This is a genomic window from bacterium (assembly GCA_040753085.1).
GTDB lineage: Bacteria > UBA9089 > JASEGY01 > JASEGY01 > JASEGY01 > JASEGY01.
Genome location: JBFMHI010000044.1, coordinates 1 through 17,818, shown reverse-complemented (window position 1 = coordinate 17,818; position 17,818 = coordinate 1). Strand labels below are relative to the sequence as shown.

General features: G+C 49.3%; 9 protein-coding genes and 1 tRNA gene. 3 read left to right on the top strand and 7 right to left on the bottom strand.

Going from position 1 to position 17,818, the window contains the following annotated elements:
* Positions 1 to 212 precede the first annotated feature (212 nt).
* On the bottom strand, positions 213 to 401 hold the full coding sequence (locus AB1797_06615; protein ID MEW5767286.1) for a hypothetical protein: 189 nt from the start codon (positions 399 to 401) through the stop codon (positions 213 to 215).
* 99 nt (positions 402 to 500) lie between these two features.
* On the opposite strand from AB1797_06615, the gene AB1797_06610 reads away from it, so the two are divergent.
* The 3 genes from AB1797_06610 (at position 501) to AB1797_06600 (ending at position 13,112) form a co-directional block, all read left to right on the top strand.
* Positions 501 to 8,285, top strand: coding sequence for an Ig-like domain-containing protein (locus AB1797_06610; GenBank protein ID MEW5767285.1), 7,785 nt, complete (start codon positions 501 to 503; stop codon positions 8,283 to 8,285).
* Positions 8,286 to 8,319: 34 nt separating this feature from the next.
* A complete protein-coding gene (locus AB1797_06605; GenBank protein MEW5767284.1) occupies positions 8,320 to 8,448 on the top strand; it encodes a hypothetical protein in 129 nt (42 codons plus the stop codon).
* Between the two features lie 1,166 nt (positions 8,449 to 9,614).
* Complete coding sequence (locus AB1797_06600; protein MEW5767283.1) at positions 9,615 to 13,112, top strand: alpha-amylase family glycosyl hydrolase; 3,498 nt, start codon at positions 9,615 to 9,617, stop codon at positions 13,110 to 13,112.
* 68 nt (positions 13,113 to 13,180) lie between these two features.
* On the opposite strand, the gene AB1797_06595 is transcribed toward AB1797_06600, so the two are convergent.
* The 6 genes from AB1797_06595 to AB1797_06570 all read right to left on the bottom strand — a co-directional run bounded on the left by AB1797_06595 (position 13,181) and on the right by AB1797_06570 (position 17,320).
* Complete coding sequence (locus AB1797_06595; GenBank protein ID MEW5767282.1) at positions 13,181 to 13,513, bottom strand: hypothetical protein; 333 nt, start codon at positions 13,511 to 13,513, stop codon at positions 13,181 to 13,183.
* Entirely contained in the window at positions 13,510 to 13,794 is a 285-nt protein-coding gene (locus AB1797_06590) for a hypothetical protein (GenBank protein MEW5767281.1), read from the bottom strand. Before AB1797_06590 ends, AB1797_06595 begins: the two co-directional genes overlap by 4 nt.
* A gap of 71 nt (positions 13,795 to 13,865) precedes the next feature.
* Complete coding sequence (locus AB1797_06585) at positions 13,866 to 14,654, bottom strand: energy-coupling factor transporter transmembrane component T (protein MEW5767280.1); 789 nt, start codon at positions 14,652 to 14,654, stop codon at positions 13,866 to 13,868.
* Positions 14,623 to 15,564 carry a radical SAM protein gene (locus tag AB1797_06580; GenBank protein ID MEW5767279.1) on the bottom strand — a complete coding sequence of 314 codons (942 nt, stop codon included), beginning with the start codon at positions 15,562 to 15,564 and terminating at the stop codon, positions 14,623 to 14,625. The genes AB1797_06585 and AB1797_06580 overlap by 32 nt, the downstream gene beginning before the upstream one ends.
* Positions 15,561 to 16,724 (bottom strand): glycosyltransferase, encoded by a 1,164-nt coding sequence (locus tag AB1797_06575; protein MEW5767278.1) that lies wholly within the window; start codon positions 16,722 to 16,724, stop codon positions 15,561 to 15,563. The genes AB1797_06580 and AB1797_06575 overlap by 4 nt, the downstream gene beginning before the upstream one ends.
* A gap of 519 nt (positions 16,725 to 17,243) precedes the next feature.
* Positions 17,244 to 17,320 (bottom strand) — tRNA-Pro (locus AB1797_06570).
* Between the last annotated feature and the right edge of the window lie 498 nt (positions 17,321 to 17,818).

Sequence of the window (17,818 nt, the reverse complement as noted above, 5' to 3'; positions counted from 1 at the left end):
ATAGAGGTAGTCTAATCAGGCAGACTATAGTTTAATGTTGGTATAATATGCTGACTGTTTGTTAACTGAGGCTGTTTCACCTAAACCACTGTAACCGTTGGTGTTAGTTTTCATATTCACGTTACTACTTTCCAGCAAAAACATACTACCAAATCATACCACCCCAAAACCACTAATCCAACTTTTCCCAGATTATTTTAATAAACAGGTAACTATTCAGCCACGAAGGCACAAATTCGATGCTCGATTCTCGATCCTCGATGCTCGATCCTGGATACTGGATTCTTTACCAGCATCGAGCATCGAGCATCCAGCGTCGAAGATCGAGCATCAAGCATCGAGCATCCAGCATTCAGCGTCGAAGATCGAGCATCAAGGATCGAGCATCGAGCATCCAGCATCCAGCCTCATGGGATGAACGGTTACGATTTATGATGAATTATGGCGGAATTCGGGATGAAGAATCCGCCATCCAAAATCTATAAAACGGGGTAAAGATTATGAAAAAACCGAGCACCATTGTCTTTATTATCATCCTAATTTTACTTATGGGCAGATTGGCCCTGGCGCAGGGGACGCCAACCAATCCCTCACCGCCTGATGAGACCTCCACTTATGATGCCCAACCTACCCTTAGTTGGGACGAGGTCTCCAATGCCACCAGCTATTTTCTGGAGATAGCGGACAATCCCTCCTTTGATCCTTTGATAATGGCGGTCGAGACCAGCGATACCAACTACACCGTTTCGAGCACCTACCTGGGCAGTGATGGCGTAAGGACGACTTTTTACTGGCGGGTCAGGGCCGTTAACACTACCCTGCCTTCCTGGGACAGCGGCTGGGGCGGGCCGTGGGAGTTTTACCTCTATCCGCCTAAACTCCTCACGCCATTGAACGGAAGCGACACCGTCAGTAACACGGTCAACTTTTGCTGGGAGGATGCCGGCGCCGATACCTATACTATCCAATTGGACGACGCCTCTAATTTCAGTTCTCCAGATACAACCACGGTCTCTTCCACTAATTCCTGCACTATTTTTATTGGCCAAAACGGGACATATTACTGGCGGGTCAGGGCCTCTGACGGGGCCGATACCGGCGTTCAGAGCAACTGGTCCCAGGCGGCCTTTGCCAGCAATGTCTGGACTATCAGAGTGCGAGGACCGGCCCTTATCTCTTTACCCCAGAATTCAATTACCAATAACCTCAGGCCGAGCTTTGCCTGGGAACAGGTAACCGATAATTCGGCTGATACTTACTTTTTTGAGATATCTAATCACAATACCTTTACTTCTTCCTGGCACTCGGTGGATACGGCGACTTCACCCTACAACCTGCCGGTTGATCTGGCTGAGGGCACCTGGTTCTGGAGGGTGAAGTGCAATGAGGGCTGTGTCAGTAATTGGAGCGAGGTAAACACATTTATCGTCGAACCCATTACCGGCGCCGGACCATTTCCCCCGGACCTTATCACCCCTTCGGATGGAGACTATGAGGACACCTCCACTCCCTTTTTTAGCTGGAGCGGTCAGTCTGATATCTCTTATTACCAGATCCAGATCGACCAGGATGAAAGCTTCTCCATTCCGGACTCTGACGATACCCTTATTGATGCCACCACCACCCTCGCCTATTACCAGCCAACCACTGCTTTACCCGATATGACTTACTGGTGGCGGGTCAGGGCGGTGAATACCTCTAGCCGGCTGGGGAATTGGGGTATCCCTCAGAAGGTGATCATCGATACTACGGTGCCGACAGCGGTTACCCTCCTTTCGCCGTCTAATGGCAGCTATACCAACGAGGCTACGCCGGCCTTTGATTGGAATGATCCGGAACCTGAGTTGACTTACACCCTTCAGGTAGATAACACGGATTCAACCATTAGCAGCCCTGAGTTGGAGGAATCCGGCCTGTCTGTCTCTCAATTTGAATCAACCTATAATTGGGGCAGCGGCTCTGACACCACGGCCTGGTGGCGGGTAATGGCCACGGACAAGGCAGGCAATACCACGGCTTCTGAAGTCTGGACGTTGTATATCGACATCAATGCCCCCTCCGCGCCTACCCTCAACTCGCCGGCTTCCGGAACTTATACGAGCGATCCGACGCCCACCTTCGAGTGGTATGCCGCGGCTGATGACATGAGCAACACCAGCAATCAGACCTATACCCTTCAGGTGGCAGAGATGGCCACCGGTTTTACCACACCGGTTGAGGTGATAACTGGTATTAGTGGGATTACTTACAGCCTCAGCCTCCTTGACGGATCTTATCTGTGGCGGATTAAGGCCTACGATGCGGCCGGAAACGGGAGTAATTGGAGCGCCGAATGGCTCTTAGTCATCGATACCGTCGCCCCCTCCCAGCCGACCCTTGTTTCTCCAACTAACGGATCGACCATTAATGATACCACGCCGCTCTTTGACTGGGGGGAGGTGGCTGATGAGAATCTGAGCTATTACACCATTGTAGCCGATACTGACGGGATTAGTCTAACCAGTGGTTGGATTATTTATGACACCCTGACCGGTTCGCCGCCTCTTTCTTATTACCAGTATTCCGGAACCGACTTTGAGGAAGGGACTACTTATTACTGGCAAGTAAGGGCTTACGATAAGGCCGGGAATGAAGGCCCCAGCGCCGTCTGGTATACCAAATTTGATGCCACCGCCCCGAGTGATCCTGTCCTGGTCAGCCCGTCTCACGGGGCAGTAACCAATGACCACACCCCCGCCTTTGACTGGAATGAGGTGGATGCGGGGGAATCAGTGGTAAGCTACCGCTTCCAGGTGGCCGACAATAATTCCTTCGCGCCCGTTATCCTGGAAGCCGATGACCTGACGGCCTCTACTTATACCCTGTATTCGTATCAGGCCCTTTCGGACGGTGTCTACTACTGGCGGGCCATGGCTACGGATTCGGCCGGTAACGAGAGTGCGGGAAACAATAAATACTCCCTGACCATTGACACCACTGCCCCTGATTCCTCCACTCTTACTAATCCTCCACCAGGAACGGATGTGGTGGTGGGCAGTAATCCGACCTTTAGCTGGGAGGCGGTAAGTGGTGCAGACAGTTATGACATACAAATAGATGATGATACCGACTTCTCCTCCCCCAATCGGAATGTCTCTGGCCTTAGTACTACCTCCTACACCCCCGATCCTGTCCTATCAGAGGGGACCTACTACTGGCGGGTAAGGGCCAGGGATGAGGCCGGCAATATCGGAGATTGGAGGGCCTCCAACGAATCCCCTGGCTCGGTGACAGTGGATACCACCGCCCCGGATGCCCCCTACTTGACCTCACCGGCTGATGGGGCCTATGTTAAAGAGGCTCAACCTTGGTTTTCCTGGGCAGCGGTGACAGACTCGGTCACGGAGGGGGCATTGACCTTTGATACTATTTATTATACTATTGAATTCTCCGAGATATCCGACTTTTCTGATACCAACACCTACTATACTAATTATCCCAATGTCGCCGATACTACCTGGTATCATCCAGAATACTTCTCTGATCCTATGTTTAACGGGCATACCTTTAGCGATGGGACTTACTACTGGCGAATTTCAGCCACCGACTATGCCGGAAACGAATCTGGCTACAGTGGCAGCCGGGCCTTGGTAGTGGATACTACCGCCCCTTCTGCGCCAACCTTGGTTGCCCCGGCGACTGGATCGGTAGTCAACACGGATACTTCAAGCCTGATCTTTGACTGGACAGATGTATCCGGGGCAAGCTACACCCTGGAGGTAGACAATAACAACGACTTCTCTTCACCCGAGATAGATATAACTTCAACTTCTTCCAGCTATACGAATACGACTTCCCTTTCAGACGGGAATTATTATTGGCGGGTCAAGGCCGCTGACCAGGCCGGTAATGACAGCCACTGGAGCACCGAGACCTGGGTCGTGATCATTGACACCCAGACAGGGGGCAATTATAGCTTCCCCAGACCGATTACACCCACTCATCTGAGTTCCACCTCCGACAGCACCCCTGTCTTTGAGTGGACCGAGGTTACCGAGGGGCTGTCCGCTCCGGTCACCTATACCCTCCAGGTCGATGATAATAATAGTTTCTCATCTCCTGAGATATTTACTACCACCTCTACTTCTTACACCCACACCACGGTTATGAGTGAAGGCATCTATTATTGGCGGGTCCGGGGTGAAGACGGGAGTGGTAATAATACCAACTGGAGTGAGACCGTTCAGTTCAAGGTGGATACGACCACGCCCTCTGGGCCGGCCCTTATTGCGCCGGCTAATGGCGGGACAACTAATGCCTATCCTACCTTCCGCTGGTCTGATGCGGCCGATACCTCCGGCGTTACCTATACCCTCCAGATTGATCTGGGAGACAGCGCCCTTACTACCCCTGAGATAGAAGTGACTAACTATTCTGACACTTCTTATACGGCCAGCAGCGCCCTGGTGGTAGGTAAGACATATTATTGGCGGGTGAGAGCCCAGGATGGGGCCGGTAATCCCACTGAGTGGAGTTCCACCTGGAGTGTCACCATTTCATCTACCTACCTGAATCGAATCAATGGGCAAATTAGCCCGCTGGCCATTGTCGGATCCGATACCTGGACCCTGGCCAATAGTCCCTATATCGCTGAGGACGATTTGGTCATTAATGATTCAGCGGTCCTGACCATCGAACCCGGCGTGGTTATTAAATTTAAGACAGGCGAAAATATAAGCCTCTTAGTCAAGGGACGCTTGGAGGCCACCGGGACATCAAGCCAGAGAATTACCTTTACCTCAAATGCCGAGACCACCCCACGGCCTGGTGATTGGCGCGGTATTGTCTTCGCTGATCAGAGCAGTGATTCATCGGTGCTGAGTTATTGTGACATCCTCTATGCCGGTTCCCAGGACAGCTTGAAGAAAGATGCCTTGGAGCTTAGATCAGCTTCGCCGACCATCTCTTTCTCTCAGATTAGCCAGAGCGGCGGTTACGGAATCTATATCCAGGGCAATTCTCATCCGACTATTGCTTATGGCACTATTACGGAAAATGAATCAAGCGGCCTCCTCTTTGAGGTGCCGAACGGAATCCTTAATGTAGACACCTGCACCATCACCTCCAATGAAGGCTGGGGGATCGAAAATCTGGGCGATCCCTGGCTGGGCAATACCACTGACCTCAATGTCAACGGCTGCACTATCTCAGCTAATACCTCAGGCGGAATAAAGAGTACCGCCTCCGCTTCAGAGACGATCGCCGACAACCAGATCAAAGACAACCTGGGTTGGGCCATAGTCAAGGGTAAGCACTCCTTAGCTGATTCTATTGGGGGCTACGTGATCAGGGATAATGATATCTCCGGGAATAAATATAATGGCATTCATTTGACTGAGCCTAAACACAGCCGGGATACAACCTGGTATAAAAACTGGAACAATGCTGATAGTGTTCCGGTCCCGATTTATTTTGAGCGGGTAAGTGTTGAGGCCGGCGTAACCTTATCTATTCAACCCGGGGTGGTGGCCAAGATTGATCAAGACCTGACCATTAAGGGGGCCATCCTGGCCCGGGGAACAGATCTAACAGCCAATAATGGTGTTATCTTTACCTCTTACCGGGATGATGAGTATGGTGGAGATACTAATTATGATGGGGCGACGGCTGGTCAGAAGGGAGATTGGAACTTTGTCCGTCTGGATGATGCCTCGGATAGCTCCATCTTCGACTACTGTATCCTCCGTTATTCCAAGTATGGTTTAGAGCTTAAGGCCTGCTCTCCGACCATTCAGAATTCTATCTTCGAAGATAACACCTATCGGGCGATTGGCTGTAAAGATGGGGCATCACCTGTCATTACTGGAAATACGATGCGGAACAACGGGGGGTTTAATCCTCATTCCTTGGAAGGCGGGATAATTACTACCTTTGGCTATGATGCTGCCCAGCCGACCATCACCCACAACCGGATCATTAATAACACCGGTAATTATCCCATTCTTATTACGGCTGACAATGCCGGCCGCCTGAGCAGTAATACTATGACCGGCAATACCTACAACGCCATCCGTATTCAGGAGGTAGCCGCGGATGCGGGCATTGATACCAATGTTACCTGGGCTGAGACAGGGGCGGCCTTCCTGATTACCGAGGGGCTGATCGTCAAAGACAGCGCTGAATGGACGGTTGATACCGGTGTGGTGATTAAGGTTATCGGCTCCATTAACGTCAATGGCTGGATAACGGTCAGGGGCAGCTCTGGCTCGATGGTCACCTTCACTTCGTGGCTCGATGATCAAGCTGGGGGTGACTCTAACGGAGATGGCTCCACTACCTCACCGGACCAGGGTGACTGGGGGGAGATCACCTTGAATCAAGACTCGGATTCCTCTGCCTTTGAATATGTCTTGATAAGGTATGCCAGTGTCGGGCTTAATTGTATTTCTTCTTCACCGGCCATAAGTCAAAGCCAATTCACCAACTGCCTGACGGCCATAAATTGCCACCTGGGGGCGTCACCCACTATTACTGGAATTATTATGGCCAATAATGATCTGGGCCTCTCCAGCGGGGCTTCTTCCAACCCTACCTTGACCGGTTCTGATATCTATGGAAATAATTTCAGTGTCTTAAATACCGATGATTTGTTCAGCATCAATGCTACGGATAACTGGTGGGGCAGCGCTTCCGGCCCCAAAGACTCATCCATCGTAGGGCCGGGCTACAATCCGTCCGGATTGGGGGATGAGGTGAGCGATTATGTGAATTACAGCTCCTGGCGAACAGCGGGGCGAGCACCCACGGCCAATGCCGGCCTAGACCAGAGCGTCTCGGTGAATTCGCTGGTGATGTTAGATGGAACGGCCAGCTCTGACCCGGAAGGGGATGCCTTGACCTATGTCTGGACCTCCAACGCCAACAATCCTGAGCCAGTGACCTTGTCTAACGTGGCCCAGCCGACCCTTACGCCGACCACGGTGGGGACTTATCTCTTTACCCTGGTAGTCAGTGACGGACAAAGCAACAGCCTCCCGGACCAGGTGAGCATTACCGTAACCGCCCCCAGCACCAATATCCCCCTTGAATTTGATCAAAGCTCCTACAGGGTGACCCCGGGGGATCAAGTGGAGGTGGAAGTAGCCATCGGGAGTGCTACCTTTCAGGTGAGCGACCTCTTCGGCCTCTCCTTTAAGGTGAATTTCTCAGACAGCAACTGCCTCAGTGTGGTTAAGGTTGAGGCCGGAGATTTCCTGATCGGCTCAGGTAAAGACGCCTCCAGCCTGGTAGGGCCTACCTGGGAGGTAGATAACGGGACATTGGAAGTGGGGATTAGTCGGAAGAGTTCTGATTACACCTTCGGGGCCAATGGTCAGGGGACAGTGGTCAAGATTACCTTTGAGCTTTCGTCTACTGTTTACCAAGGCACCACCCTCAGCCTCACCTTCAGCGATGTGGTGGCTATAGACAGCCACAACAGTGCCTACGGGCTGACTACCTCCAACAGCCAGATCGTGGCCGGTTCAGGAATAGTTCAGTATCTCACTGTCTGGCCAGGGGATACCAATAATGACGGTTATGTCGATGCCCGGGATGTCCTGCCTATTGGCCTTTACTGGAACAGGACCGGTTCAGCCAGGTCTGGCGCCTCAATCTCCTGGACCGGTCAAAGTGTGCTGGCCTGGAGCCCGACCGCGGCTGCTTATGCCGATGCCAATGGTGATGGCACCGTTAATGCCTCTGATGTCCTTATCCTGGGGCTAAACTGGCATAAGAGGCATAATGGGACAAGCTCAGCGCCGGGAAATAGTTTCGAGTCAGGGACACCTGCTGGCGGGTCGTCGAGTTTCGAGGGCAGCCAAGTAACTGAAGGGATAGACCATTCCAGATACCTGGCGGCTTATCGGGCGATGTATGCAGCCCTAAAAGATGTTCCCTCTAACCAGGCTATCCACGAGATCAAGGAATTCCTGGCATCTCTGATTCAAGAGGGCCTGGCCGCGACTATTCCTTCGTCAACTACCCTCCTCCCCAATTATCCCAATCCGCTAAATCCTGAGACCTGGATACCCTTTGCCCTGGAGAAGGATTCAGCGGTGGTTGTTCGGATCTACGACCTTTCCGGCAGCCTGGTGAGGGAATTAGCTCTCGGAAGGCTCTCGGCGGGAAGCTACCTCTCCAAAGACAGGGCTGCCTACTGGAACGGCCGTAACAGCGATGGCCAAGAAACAGCTTCCGGGGTTTATCTCTACCAACTCCAGACTGACCATCAAACCCTGACCCGCCGGATGATTGTGCTAAAATAAAGCTGGATGCTCGATCCTCGATGCTCGATCCTCGATGCTCGATCCTCGATCCTCGATTCTCGATCCTCGATCCTCGATGCTCGATCCTCGATGCTCGATCCTCGATACTGGTAAAAAATCCAATATCCAGTATCGAGCATCGAGCATCGAGGGATCGAGTTAAAAAAGTCTTGACAAGCCCTTCGAAAGTTGCTATATTTATGCGATAATTACTTTTGCCCACTGTTTTGTCACGTTAGTATTTATGGGTAGAGTCTCTTTTTTCCTACTTCTCATTTCCTATTTTCTATTCCTGAACCTGTCAGAGCCTGCCCTGATGAAAATTAGGGGTAACCGTTCAGGTATGCACGAATTAGCACGGATAAATAACACAGGACAGAAGGCGGAAGTGTAGGGACAGGGCTTGTCCCTGTCCGTGCTTATCCCTGTCCGTTCCGTGGACGGACAACCACAAGGGTTGTCCCTACAGCCTAAGGACAGACCCTACTCACGGACACGTCTCACGGATTTTCCGTGTTTCATCTGTGTGCATCTGTGGCTGAACGGTTACAATCAGAGAACAGGTTTTATCCGAGAGCGTTCAAAATAATCTAGTTATGCACCGAAGGTGCAAAGGAATTTAGCCGTAGATTTCAATTTACGGAATAATGGTATCCCATAAGGTCAAGCCCTGACAGGGCGTAGGAAAGATTTCAACCCGTTGTTTATAATTCCTAACTATACAGGTCGAAAAGATGGGAGTAAGGTTAAGCTAACCGTACAGGTTACAAAAATTCCCCCTCAACCAACTTTCATTACCCCCTGAACGGTTACATGGATTTTAATACCTTTATCGGCAAATTAGACCTTAATGTAAAGTTTTTATGGCGAACTGCTATATAATTTCTTAACTGCATAGCTCGAAATTTTTCGACCTGTATGGTTAAGAAACCGCTGAAGCGGTTAGGAGGGGGACTTGTTCTCTACCGATTCACCCCGATAAATCGGGGTGCTATTCTCATCATCTCCTCATTTCTATCGAGATTAATATCCCCATTTCTACTGAGATTAGCACCCTGATTTATCAGGGTGATGCGAATAAGACAACATATAGAATCATAACCGCTTTAGCGGTTTCCGAGGCTCAGCCTAACCATACAGGTCGAAATTTTGTAGGGTAAAAAGAGGGAAATTGGGATTAAGATTAGGTAAGGTAAAGAAGGAAGAAGAATTTCGCGCAAAAAATAGTGGGAGGGGGGGAATGAAGAAAATAGTTAGCTGAAACGGCTAATAAAATCAACGCTCAATTTTATCCGAGAGCGTTCCAGTAATGGTAAGGAGGCAAGTAAATTGGCGGTAAATATTATTACTGAGCATAATACCGGGACCAGGGAAATCCATTTCCCTGTTGAATTTCCTATCTCTAAAAAAACCAGGGATTGTTATCAGTTTGATCGGGCCATCTCAGACCTCTATTCAGTTCGAATCCTGGCTCAAAAGATGAATGAACAACGTGATCTGATCCGTAATCCTGAGCAGGTGGTCAGGGCCGGTCACCTTAACGCCATGGAATTGATTAATGAGGTCTGGCATTATGTGGCCGGCAAGTATCGCCAGGATAAAAATCCAGGGGCGCTTAAAAAGGGACTGGCCTGGCTAAGGAACCAGTTCGGTCATGAACCGGTCAACCAAACGATCCTTAAATCTATCGAAGAGTTTCCACCTCTGACGGTTTATCACGGCAAGCAATTTCAAGTAGCCTACTTGGAAGGAGAAACCGAGGGGACGTCCCATTTACAGATGGTGTTGGAAAAAATGATCTGCCTGTATTTGACCAATAACAACCCGGCCTTCGCCCCTTTCCTGGAGTTGTTCAATGATGTAGACATAAAAAAGACCACCGCCTATTCCCAAAACATAGACTCGCTTATCGAGTATTTCCAGACCCAGCCGACCTTTGGCCCTGAAGATCAATCACTGATCGATCTGCTCAAAACCCCGGTCAGGGTTTGCCCGTATTCGTTAACCGGCCAGCTCAGATACATTATAGATCATTGGGGTTCTTTACTTTCCAGGGAGCTTCTTAGCAAGATTTTACTGGCCCTTGATTTAATAAAGGAAGAGGACAAGTTCCACGCGATGGGTCCGGGGCCTACTCTGGTGCCGGATTTCAAGATTATCGATACAGGGCTTGGTCCTGAGTACGAACGCTTCAGCCCGGATGCGGATTGGATGCCTAGGGTAGTTCTAATCGCCAAGAATGTATATGTCTGGCTGCATCAATTAGCTAAAAAATATGGCCGAGCGATGACCCGTCTGGATCACATCCCTGATGAGGAATTGGATACGCTGGCCCGCTGGGGATTTACCGGCCTCTGGCTGATCGGCCTCTGGGAAAGAAGCCCGGCCTCCCAAAAGATTAAACAGTGGACCGGGAATCCAGAGGCAGTCTCCTCTGCTTACTCACTCTATGATTACACTATTGCTGAGGATCTGGGTGGAGAAAGGGCCTTTATAAATCTCAGGGACCGGGCCTGGAGAAGGGGGATTCGGCTGGCCTCGGATATGGTTCCCAATCATACCGGGATATATTCGAAATGGACCATTGAGCACCCTGATTGGTTTATTCAACTGAACTACAGCCCATTTCCGAGCTATCGCTTTACGGGCGGCAATCTATCCTCGGATGACCGGGTGGGCGTCTACATAGAAGATGGTTATTGGGACAGACGGGATGCGGCCGTAGTCTTCAAACGGGTGGATCACTGGACAGGTGAGGAGAGATACATCTATCACGGTAATGATGGTACCCACATGCCCTGGAATGATACGGCCCAGTTGAATTTCCTGCTTCCCTATGTGCGTGAGGCCGTCATTCAGACCATCCTTCATGTGGCCAGAAGGTTCCCCATCATTCGATTCGATGCCGCTATGACCTTAGCCAAAAAACACTACCAGCGCCTCTGGTTTCCCCAGCCGGGCACAGGGGGCGATATCCCCTCCCGGGCTGAGCACGGCATGAGCAAAGAAGAATTCGATCGGCTCTTTCCCAATGAATTCTGGCGGGAGGTGGTTGACCGGGTGGCCAAGGAGGTTCCGGATACACTCCTTCTGGCTGAGGCCTTCTGGCTTATGGAAGGCTATTTTGTCCGCACCCTCGGGATGCACCGGGTATACAACAGCGCCTTTATGAATATGCTGAAGATGGAAGAAAATTCCAAATACCGTTCTGTAATAAAAAATGTCCTGGAATTTAATCCGGAAATCCTGAAACGTTTCGTCAATTTTATGAATAATCCTGATGAAGAAACGGCCGTGGCCCAATTTGGTAAAGATGATAAATACTTTGGGGTTCTTTTGATGATGGTCACCATGCCCGGACTCCCTATGTTCGGCCACGGCCAGATCGAAGGCTTCACCGAGAAGTATGGCATGGAGTATAAAAGGTCCTATTGGGAAGAAGAGGTGGATTGGAACCTTGTCGGCCGCCACGAAAGGGAGATATTCCCCTTAATGAAGAAGCGCCATCTCTTTAGCGGGGTTGAAAATTTCCTCCTCTATGATTTTTATAATGAAGCCGGCTATGTCAATGAGGATGTCTTCTGTTATTCCAACCGGTGCGGCGATGAACGTTCCCTCATCTTCTACCACAATAAATTCGAGACAGCTAAAGGATGGGTCAAGACATCAAGCGCCATATCCGTTGAGGACGGAGCCGGGGGAAGGAAGCTCATTCAGAAGGGCTTAGCCGAAGGACTGGGCTTGAAGACAGATGATCCTTATTATTATATCTTCAGGGACCATAAATCAGGCCTGGAATACATCCGTCAGGGCAAAGAGATGGCCCAAAAGGGACTGTATGCTGAATTAGAGGCCTTTAAATATCACATCTTTTTAGACTTCAGGGAGATATATGACAGTTGGGAAGGATATTACGCCAAACTATGCTGGTTTCTCAACGGCCGGGGGGTTCCAAGTATCGAAGAAGCCGCTATTGAGCTTTACCTGGCGCCAATCCAGACACCTTTTAAGGAGATGGTCAATCCATATACGCTTCGAGGATGGGCATCTCTCCGCCGCATAAAACAGGTTGATACGCAAGCCTTCGAGGATAAAACTAAGGCATTGTTCAGCGCCATCCGTCAATTTGCTGGGGGAGTGGCTGATATGGAGACCGTCCTTGAGCACGCCAAGAGGGTCTTCTTGACGATTCTACAATTGGAGAGGTTGGATTCCCTTTATCAGTGGCCGGAGTCTACCCGATATAAAGCAGCCCTTGAATATCTGGGCGCCTATATGCCCACCTCTGTCGGTGACAGCCTGCCTTATTGGAGAATATTATTGATATGGCAGGCGACTTATGGGTTAGGCAGGGTAAAGTTTGATGAATGGAGGCTGGGTAAGATTATCAGGTCGGTTATTCAAGAACTGGGCACCGATGAATGGAGAGCCTGGCGGGAGGAGCTTTTGCTAAATATCTTAACCGATTATTACGATTGGGCTAAAGATTCGTCAAGACCAAAACAACTTGCCCGAATAAAGGATATATTAAAAGACCCTGATGTTCAAGGTTACATCCACCTCAATAGATACGAAGGTGTCTTGTATTTCCACAAAGAGAGCTTTGAGGAGTTGATCTACTGGCTGTTTGTGGTTTCAACCGTAGATTTCATTTCCCGATCTACTCTGGTTGAGGAGACTATACCCGCTGGTATTGTAAACCGATATGAGATTGTCCGGGAGTTTATTCAGGCGGCAGAGAAAGCCGGATATCGAATGGAAGCTATGCTTGGTAGCATAGCCTATCACGGCGAAGCCGCAACCAAATCATTAACCGCAGAACGCTGAAGGGGTAGAAATCATTTAGATGATCGGTAATCGATACTGATTACCGATGGCCGATCACTTGGTTACCTTCATAACGAGGTAATCCGTTTTAGATCTTCATTATCCAGCACATCAAAGGCCGCTTGGGTTAAACTTTGTCGAATGAATTCGTTGTAAGACCGAAGGCCTTTTTTTCGAGCTGCCTCTTTAAGAATGGTCTTGAGCAAAGGAGGAATACGCAGACCAAGTCGAGCGGTCATGGCTTTATCTAATATCTTTTTTCGTAAGTCCCAGGATATCTCTGGCCTCTCTGTCTGCTCTATCTCATCAAAATAATCATCCAGTTTACCTTTGTGGTTCTGATACCAGCGAGCTTCTTCTTTCTCTGATTCAAAATAGGGAATTGTTTTTTTTCTCTTCATTGTCTTGACCTCCATTTTTTTATTTCCCAATCTTCGGCGTCCCAACCCGTAATAACCCTAAGAGTTTCCTTTACTTTTATTGTGACCACAAGGGTCAGGAATCGCCCCTCAAATGTCTTGCCCGTGACTCTATATCTGGTCTCGCCTTTGCGGATGTGGCTTTTCCACCAATAGGTATTGCCCACAAAAATGGTCTCGGCCTCATCTTGTTGGATGTTATGATCTAAAAGCTCGGCTCTGTTGTATTTGTCCCACTCAAACCTTGCTAGCCGAAAGGTCAAATACTCCTCCCTTGTTATACCAATGTTACCACAAATAGGGAAGGCTGTCAACTAAATTTCAGGTCAAAACTTTACATAGCTAAGATTACTATCACCAAAGGCAGCCACAAGACCAGGGCGGCGTAGTCAGCCGCCTTAAGCGGTTTAGTTTCAGGTTGGTTTTCCCTTATTTCCCCGCTTAGTGATTTTGATTCCAGGGTAAGAGCTAATTTATCAGCCTTATGGAAGGCATCGGCTATCACAGAAACAAGAAGGGGAATAGCCTCCTTGAGCCTTTCCGGAATCCGCCATCTGAAATCCGCCTTCGGCCTTCCGCCTTCTGCATTCCGCCAAATGGTTTCAGTCTCCTTGGCCAGGATAGGCACAAATCTCAAGGCAATGACGATCATCAGGCCCATCTCTTCCACCGGCACCCTCAATATCTTTAAAGGTGAAAGGAACCTGGTCAGGCCGTGGGCTAAATCCAGGGGTGAAGTAGTTAAGGTCAGAAGGGAGGCCGTCAGGAGGAGCAGGGCCAAACGGCTGGTAAAGAATATGGCCCTTTCCAGCCCCTCTTGAGTGATAGCCAGACTGCCTAAGGAGAAAAGAGCCGTCCCCTTATCGCTCATTAGGGCTTGAATAAGAAAGCTAAGTAAGAGCAGCCACTTTAGAGTCCTTAGTCCTCCCAGGACAACTCGCAGGGAGAGTTTGCTTAAGCCTGTTATCACTAAAAGAAAGATCCCAATGAATCCGAGCTGGATCGGCTTTTGACAGAAAAGAATGCTGATGAGAAGGACCATAACATATCCCACCTTGAGAGTCGGATTTAGATGGTGGATAGGGGAGGGCCTAAAGATATATTGACCAATAGGTATCTGCATCAGGAAAACCTCGGTGAAGTCCTTCGGCTCTGGCTATATTCAGGGCATTTTGATATTCTTCCCGGCTGATTGATCTGGAGAGGAGAGGATATTTACGGGCTTCATAGGCCGGTCGATATTGGGCCATAATGTTCACATAGCTGTTCTTAGAGATATCCTGAGCAATGAAACGCATTATCCCGGCCGGGCCGCTCAGATTATGAGGCAGCACCAGGTGGCGGATAAGCAATCCTCTTTGGGCTATCCCACGGTCATCTATCACCAGGTCCCCCACCTGCCGGTGCATCTCCTTCAAAGCGGCCTTCATTGCTTCAGGATAATCAAGGGCCTTTGAATATTCAGCCGAGATTTTCCCGTTGTCGTATTTAGCATCAGGCATATAGATATCAATGATCCCCTCCAGGAGCTGCAAGGTTTCGAGGCTTTCGTAACCACCGCAGTTGTAAACAAGGGGAAGCCTTAGCCCCTGATGGGCGGCCAATTCTAAGGCCTTCAAAATCTGAGGGACAAAATGGGTGGGAGTAACCAGGTTGATATTGTGGCAACCCAGGTCCTGGAGGCTAAGCATCATATCGGCCAGGTTCTGAATAGAGACCTGCCGGCCGCAACCTAAATGGCTAATATCGTAGTTCTGGCAATAGATACAGCCCAGATTACAGTTAGTGAAGAATATGGTCCCCGAACCTCGCCTGCCCACTAGGGGCGCTTCTTCCCCAAAGTGGGGGGCCGCCGAAGAAACCACTAACTCCGAAGTAGACCGGCAAAACCCTTTCTCTCCTTTAAGCCGATTGACCTTACATTGCCGGGGACAAAGCTGGCACTCTGCCAGCCATGACCAGGCGGTCTCTACCCTCGACCGGAATTTATTATCTTTTATAAGCGGGAGATATGAGGGGTAAGATTCAGTCATCGTAACTTTTTCCTGGTCAGCCTGTCGTAGACCTCCTCTACACTATTTACCATCCTCTCTAGACTGAATTCTTCTTCTACCCTCTTTCGACCGGCCTCGGCCATCCTCCGAGTAAGCCCCTTATCCCTAAGAAGGGTGACAATGGCCTCAGCTAATCTTTCCGGATCCTTAGGTGGAACCAGTATACCGGTCTGACCATCGAGAACCAGTTCGTTAGTGCCTCCTACATCTGTGCCTACCACCGGAAGTCTGCAAGCCATCGCCTCTAAGACCACATTAGGCAGTCCTTCATAAAGAGAAGGAAGAACAAAGACATCCAGACAGGATAGAATATCCGGCACATCTCTTCTCTGCCCTAAAAATCTTACCTTTTCGGAAATACTTAGCTCGACAGCCAGTCTCTCTATCTTTTCTCTCTGGGGGCCGTCTCCTACCAGGATAAATATTGCCTCAGGAAAGAGACTTAAGACCTCAGGGGCAGCCTGGATAAGAAATTGTTGGCCTTTCTGCTGCTGAGGCTTAAAATTTCCCACCGTCCCCACCAGAAGGGAATCATCTCTAATCCCCAAATCACTCTTAATCTTTCCTTGATCTTTTCTCTGGTCAAATCTTGCCAAATCACAGGAATTAGGAATAACTATAAGCTTTTCAGAAGGAAGACCTGCTTTTAGGCAACTGTTCTTAACCCCCTCAGAATTGGCTATGATTAAATCTGTAAATCCGGCCAGGACTTTATCTATCACATTGCGGCAGGTCCCCTTAGCCAGGGCAACATTTCTTTCAGAAGCAATGCGACAGGGTATGCGGGCCAGCATAGCGGCCAATCGTCCCCACATATTGGCCGTAAACATCCAGGTGTGAACAAGATCAACCTTCTTTCTTTTTAGCAAGGAGACTAACCGGAAAAGGACCGTAAAATCCAGTTTATTTCTCTTGCCCAGGATATAAACTGGAATCCCCAGCTCTTCTATCTTTTCTTTTAAGGGTCCTCCCCGGGTAAGGCAGCAAACACTAACTTCATACTTCTCCTTATTCAATCCCTTAACTAACTCACATAACTGGCTTTCCGCCCCTCCCACCACCAGGGTAGCGATAATCTGCATAACCCTGAGCTTATCTTTGGGTCTATCATCACCTGGCCTCACCGTTACATCCCCCACCCTGTGATCTCCTTATCCTGAAAGCCCTCGGCGCCCTGAAAGATCTTTTCTCCCCAACTCCTCTCCGTTCTCCAGTCAAAGATTACCAGAGGTCCTTCTTCCTTGCCTGAACCCAGTGCCTAAGAACCTCTGCGCATCAAATTCAGGGAATAAATATCCATTGACTCCATCTTCAACAAATTTGTCATAAGTCCCGATGCCAATAACCGGTTTGCCTATTACGAAATGACACTAATTAGAAGTCCAGACTTCTACGATTTTCCTCACCGTGGTGTTTGGCGATATGAGTATTTATGCGGGTGTATTTATCTTCCGTAGGCTATTTAAAATTTGACGCTTTCAGCGTCGGTAGTCTACAACCCTAACCATACAGGTCGAAAATTTGTTCGGCGCACCATTAAAAATGAATTTTTGCGAGTAAGGACGCAAGCCTTGAGCGAAGCGAAGGGTAAGCCGAATCGAAAGGATTAAATTTTTGTTAATGAGCTTTCAAAAAAGGTTCGCATTTCGTTCAGTAATTGGTCGGGGCGACTGGATTTGAACCAGCGACTTCCTGCTCCCAAAGCAGGCGCGCTACCAAGCTGCGCTACGCCCCGAAGCCAAACAGGGGTCTACTATTAAGAGCCTATCCTCAAACCAGGGCGATAGAAATCTGGTTTCTAGTCAGGTAGGAAAGGTTTGGGGATAGGCCCTAAGCCCAAAGGCCATTTAGCCGTGATTCGTGTCCGTAAAGAATCAAAGATAGACGAGAATAACAGTGTGGCTATTTTACTATATATCTTCCCTGTCTGTCAAGAAAAAATCCGACCGGTGCGGTTAGGAATTATAAGTAGGGGCAGGTTATGAACCTGCCCCTACAATCATTCTGGGTAACCACAAGGGGTTGCCCCTACCACCTAACCGAACAGGTCGAAAAAAATCTCTCCGAGCAGCCTTGGAGAATGAGAGACTTGGAGGAAGATAAAAAGTAACCGTTCAGGGGGTAATGAAAGTTGAGGGGAAATTTTTGTAACTATTCAGCTTTTAAGGCATAAAGACACAAAGATTACCAATAATAGCACACGGATTACACGGATGAGACGGATTGACACGGA

Coding starts and splice junctions, on each gene's coding strand:
- AB1797_06615 (MEW5767286.1), bottom strand. CDS start 401: ATGCTGGATGCTCGATGCTCGATCCTTGATGCTCGATCTTCGACGCTG.
- AB1797_06610 (MEW5767285.1), top strand. CDS start 501: ATGAAAAAACCGAGCACCATTGTCTTTATTATCATCCTAATTTTACTT.
- AB1797_06605 (MEW5767284.1), top strand. CDS start 8,320: ATGCTCGATCCTCGATCCTCGATTCTCGATCCTCGATCCTCGATGCTC.
- AB1797_06595 (MEW5767282.1), bottom strand. CDS start 13,513: ATGAAGAGAAAAAAAACAATTCCCTATTTTGAATCAGAGAAAGAAGAA.
- AB1797_06585 (MEW5767280.1), bottom strand. CDS start 14,654: ATGCAGATACCTATTGGTCAATATATCTTTAGGCCCTCCCCTATCCAC.
- AB1797_06580 (MEW5767279.1), bottom strand. CDS start 15,564: ATGACTGAATCTTACCCCTCATATCTCCCGCTTATAAAAGATAATAAA.